We start from the raw sequence: 5351 nt of genomic DNA, 5'->3' as shown, positions 1-5351 counted from the left end.
AATCTCCGTACTCTCTGATCAGGAATGGCCGGTCGGTGTATGTCGTGTTATTTCTGGCTCCGGGATCACCGTTCCAATCATCGTAGGGTACATCCCAGCAAGCTTTTGTAAAATAGGAATCTCCGCTGGTGAAAAAATTGGCGGTCCCCCGCCATTCCTGTCGGGCCACTGCTGCCTGTCTGCATCTGAATGCGGAGTCAGGATAGGTTTCATTCAAACTTGTTTCCCATAAAAGAACAGACGGATGATTACGATCTGTTCTGATCATTTGCCGGATATCCTTCATCACATTCATTTCAAATGATGGATGTTTGTTGAAAAACTGCCATCCTGGAATACAATCGATGATCAATATTCCCAGTTTATCGGCGGCATTCAGAAACGCCGCTCCCTGCGGATAGTGGGCTGTTCTGACGGCATTCAATCCAGCTGATTTTATCAGCCAGACATCTCTGTACGAGGCTTCATCCGACAAAGCATTTCCTATATAGGGGTAGTTCTGATGCCGGTTGGTACCTACCAGCCGATAGGGTTCCCCGTTGATCAGCAATCCTTTCTCTTTTGTTATTTCAAATGATCGGATACCAATTTGTGTTGTCTGGGAATCCATCAAAACGCCATCAGATAAAATACTTGATTTGAGTGTATATAACGACGGATGATCGGGATGCCATAAGGAGGGTTGATTTACCTTCAGTGATTGTACGTACGCGTGTTCACCATCAGGCTCCAATTGTAGCGGATCTCCGGTAGCCGATGCCACGCGCTTTCCGTGCTGATCGAAAATCTCCTGCCGGATAACAAACGTCTTCCGTTGCTGATCATTGTTTTGTACATCCGTTTGTATTTCCATTACCGCTTCTTGTTTTGTAACAAGGGGATATGTAACAAAAATACCTCCGCCCGCTTGTTTGTCTGCATTAACCGGATTCGTGATGTGCAGACGGTTTTTCACATGCAGCAGTACATTCCTGTAAATACCTGAATAATAAACAAAATCTAGCTTTTGGACAGGCTTACCGGGTGGGACTACCGGGTTGGCCTGATTATTTACCCGCAGCACTATTTCATTTTCCTGCCCATAGATCGCTCTGTCAGACAGTGTTACCACGAATGGTAAATATCCTCCTTCATTTCTCCCCACATACTTTCCATTCACCCATATATCGCTGACCTGCATCACGCCTTCGAATTCGATACTAATATCTTTATCTGCTAATTTTTTGTCGAGAAAAAAACGCTTCCTGTAAAAGGCGATTCCTTCGCGGGGCGCTACAATCACCAGCGGTTCCGGAAAGGCGGTATGCGGAAGGCGTACCATTTCCCATTTCAAATTCTCCACCGTTTCCAATACTGCCGACAGTGATGTATCTTTTACTGACAGCGTCGTTCCGCCCTGATTTTCCTTTTCAATGCGAAACTGGTCACTCCAGTTTACGCCCAGCTTCCGGAAGGAATCCACCCGGCTTTTATCCATGAACTCAACGCCCTTAAACTGCCAGTTATCATTAAAGCTGGTGGTTTGTCCCCAACTGGACTGTATACCCGATGTGAGGAGTAAACACGATAACCAGATGATTTTCTTAGACATTTTCATTATTGACATAAACACAATTACTTAGTAAAAAAGCCTTGCCCAATAGCTATACCGGGCAAGCCCGGTATTAAACATTAAAACATCCCGAGAACCATCTCCTAACTTGTTCTGGTACGCTTCAGAATTCTTTTCTGCCTTAAAGAGCCATCTGTATTCACCACATACATCCACCAGGTATTTTTATCCTTTTGCTCCAGGTGATATTTGTTTTCTTCTGATTTCATTTCTTCTTTCAGCGGAGTGCTAAAAGCGCCGGCCTTCCTGGCTTCTTCCCATGCCCTGAAAGTGGTGAACAGTTCTTTTTTATCTGTTCGGTGTTCGATACTTCCCTGGCTGATCCCTAACATATAGGTAGCATCCCAGGCAATGGATTTGGCTTGCAGGTTCTCTATCACCTGTACATTCCAGTCCTTCTGTATGTTCTGAATGCCGAAGGTGCAGGGGAAATAATTGCTGTTAAAAGAATAACGGATGTCCTTTCCTTCTATTCCCCATTTATTGTGTACGGGGTCGAACATATTATTTCCGCCGCCTACATTACAAACACTCATGTAGTGCCAGTTACCTTCAAATACGCAGGAGCCCATTACCCGCAGGTAGGGTACGCCCATTTCCTTCAAATCTCCAAACATAATACGAAGAAACCGCTTGAAAGGATATTGGCCATGGCCCTGATAGGTAAAGCTTTCAAAGCCATCAAAGTCAATAAAATTCATGCCACCATCATGTAGTAAACGTGCGTAAAACCGCGCGTATTCATCGCCGAATTGTGCATTGGGGATGAAGCCGGAATAGCAGTTTACCTGCAGCTTGGCTATTTTATCCCCGGCGGCATGAGCAGCTGCATTGGTTTTGAAGGCGCCTCTTTTAACGCCGGTCAATGTGTAGGGTTTGGTAGTTGTGACGCCGTGGTATTCAATCAGCTCCTGCCCGAGTCTCAGCGCATTCACGGTGTTTTGATCCCAGCCTCCTCTTTCATTCAGGTAACTGGTATCGGCTACCTGTATAATGGTATCAAGTGCTGATACAGGATGTACGATTTGTGTGGTCAACACGGTGCATAATCCTTCATTAGGGATCGGATGTACATCGCTGCTATGCGGCTGTACAAACTCGGTGAGGGTATGAAGTCCGTAAGCAATACCGTGTTGGTTGGTGAGGTCTGTCAAATCTTTAACCGGACGTTTTTGTTTATTAAGCGTCACGGAGGTACCGCCCCATCTGTCGGCAGGGTTCACATAATATTCGCCCATTCCTTCATCCTGTACTGCTTTCAACCCTAATTGATTCGCATAGGACACGAGGCTGTCGTGCGGACCAGACCAGGCCATGTCAATTTCATAATTCTTCGGGTCTTTCACCCATTTGCCATTGCGGGTTACATAGGGGAGCCCTTCGTTCTTCACCACCTTTTCTATTACTTTCAGACCCAGTGAATCCGGGCAGGCGTAAAAGGCGATGGAAGAACCTATATAGTCTACGTTTACCGGCGTCAGCTCCATATGCCGGGGCGCCTTAATACCCGGAAAATCGTTGAAAAGCGGGTAAAAGATGGTAGCTGGTTTCTTACGGTTACGGGCATGCATCGCAATGGAGATGCCATAAGCAGGATCCAGCTGCGCGCCATTTCCGTTCATATATCGGTAATATTCTTCCGGATGTGAGTAAAATGCCACATCGTTGTTACCATCTCCTCCGATACGGAAGCGTTGTCCTTCCTTCAAATCAGCCGGCAAAGGATATTTTACCGGGTCGGGTGTATGAATAATATAACTTGCCTGAGACATATCACCATCGCAGGGAAGACCACTGGTGGTGTTATCATCCAGCCCCAGTATGCCAATCGCAAAATTATCATCTCTTGCTACCGAAATGATTTCTCCTATATATTTTTTTATGCTTGTTTTGTACGGGCCCCAAACTACATTGTCCACCCCATTGTCCGGCAACAGGGACAGCACTTCCAGACGGAGATAGTCTCCTTTGACATCTACCTTTAAAGTGGCGACAGATCCGTTGGGGTAAGTGAGTTGTAACTTTTTTTCATTTTTCAGCCACTTTGCGCCGGAAGGATTCATCGTATGTTTATCTTTTTCCAACGCGAGCAGCGGGGAGTTCAATCCTGTGGGATTATATTCCTTGTTGGTGGCCCGATCTTTTATACTGGTGATGTAACCTTCTTTGTTAACCACCAGTGCCGCGTACTTTGTAGACAGTTTGATATCCTGCGCCATGGTGCGCTGCCCCACCATCAAAGATGAAAAGAGTAAAGCCAGTAATGCGGGTGACTGTCTTTTGCTGTTATTTTTTTTCATTGCATTGTTCTAAATAGTGTCCGATAGAAAATAGAGGAACACGTAAATGTCTTATTGTTACCGCGGACAAACAACCTCAAATTTGCCCGCCATTGATGTTATATTATCCGTTGATAAAACACGGGGGTGTTCTTATAATCGATAAAAAAATATTAGTAGCTTCGCCTCCTTCCGGCAGAATGGCGAACGACGCTATATGAAAAACAAAATACAGTGAGCAATGAAAAGAACGATCGTATTACTTACACAGCTATTGTTGTGCATCACCACTACTTTCTCTCAAACAAATAAAAGCTGGACACCTGATTTGGGTAACGGGCAGTTCAGGAATCCGCTCATGTGGGGCGATTGGCCCGATCCGGATATTATCCGGGTAAAGGATACCTTCTATTTTGTGTCCACCAGTATGCATTATGTACCGGGCTGCCCTATTGCAGTTTCCAGTGATCTGGTCAACTGGAAAATGGCAGGATATGCAGTATCGAGGTATGACGAAGATGCCCGTTATGATATGAAGGGGGGAGATATGTACCTAAGCGGTTCCTGGGCGTCCACGATCCGTTATCACGACAGTACCTTTTACGTGGGCTTCTGCACGCCCAGGATGGAAGGAAAGGAAGGGCATTTTTCTATCTGTACCGCTAAAAGTGTGAGCGGACCATGGACAAGAACCATCTTCCCGGAGTACCTGTATGATCCGGGTCTCTTTTTTGATGATAATGGCAAAGTGTATGTGGCTCACGGTCAACAAACACTTTATATCACGGAATTAAACAGTGATGCGAAGTCGGTAAAAGTTCCGCAGCGGAAGATCTACGACAATCCCGGCTTCCCTTATCTGGAAGGATCACATCTCTATAAAATCAATAATAAGTATTACCTCCTTGGATCTACGGGCGGCACACGTGGCAGGCAGGTATGTTTGCGTTCAGATAGTATCTATGGCCCTTACGAATCGAAGGTCGTGATCCATGACGATCATACCTATCCGGGCAACGGGCTGCATCAGGGCGGCATGGTGCAGTTAAAAGATGGCTCCTGGTGGTTTATTATCATGCAGGATCGGGGACCTATAGGCCGTGTTCCCAACCTGGAACCGGTTACCTGGGTAGATGGCTGGCCTATGCTAGGGGAAAACGGCAAGGGCGTAGATACCTTTCCTAAACCGTCGGTAGGTAAAACTAGTCCGGTGATGGTTCCCGGCAGTTCCGATGAATTCAATTCACCCGAACTGGCGCTGCAATGGCAGTGGAATCATAATCCCGATAACAGCAGATGGTCGCTGACCGAACGCCCGGGTTATCTTCGTTTGAAAGCCGGTAAAGCGTCTACCCTGCAATATGCTACCAATACCTTAACGCAACGCGTAGAGGGCCCTTATTCGGAAGGAACGGTGGAAATGGATGTACGGGGCATGAAAGATGGTGATGTCGCCGGTT

The 5351-nt window shown here is 46.3% G+C and carries 3 protein-coding genes; 1 reads left to right on the top strand and 2 read right to left on the bottom strand.

The window, feature by feature from the left end:
• Both VIP81_RS24385 and VIP81_RS24380 read right to left on the bottom strand, forming a co-directional pair.
• Window positions 1-1591: glycoside hydrolase family 2 protein (locus VIP81_RS24385; protein ID WP_331967487.1), on the bottom strand; the 1591-nt coding region annotated here is incomplete at its 3' end.
• A gap of 104 nt (window positions 1592-1695) precedes the next feature.
• Window positions 1696-3912, bottom strand: a complete 2217-nt coding sequence (locus VIP81_RS24380) for a hypothetical protein (protein ID WP_331967485.1) — start codon at window positions 3910-3912, stop codon at window positions 1696-1698.
• A gap of 220 nt (window positions 3913-4132) precedes the next feature.
• Between VIP81_RS24380 and VIP81_RS24375 the strand changes: the two genes are divergently transcribed.
• The coding region (locus VIP81_RS24375) for a glycoside hydrolase 43 family protein (protein ID WP_331967483.1) at window positions 4133-5351 on the top strand (1219 nt) is incomplete at its 3' end.

Origin of the sequence: Chitinophaga sp., from assembly GCF_036566945.1 — a bacterium.
Lineage (GTDB): Bacteria > Bacteroidota > Bacteroidia > Chitinophagales > Chitinophagaceae > Chitinophaga.
Note: the sequence above shows the minus strand (reverse complement) of the source record. Positions and strands in the feature narration are given on the sequence as shown.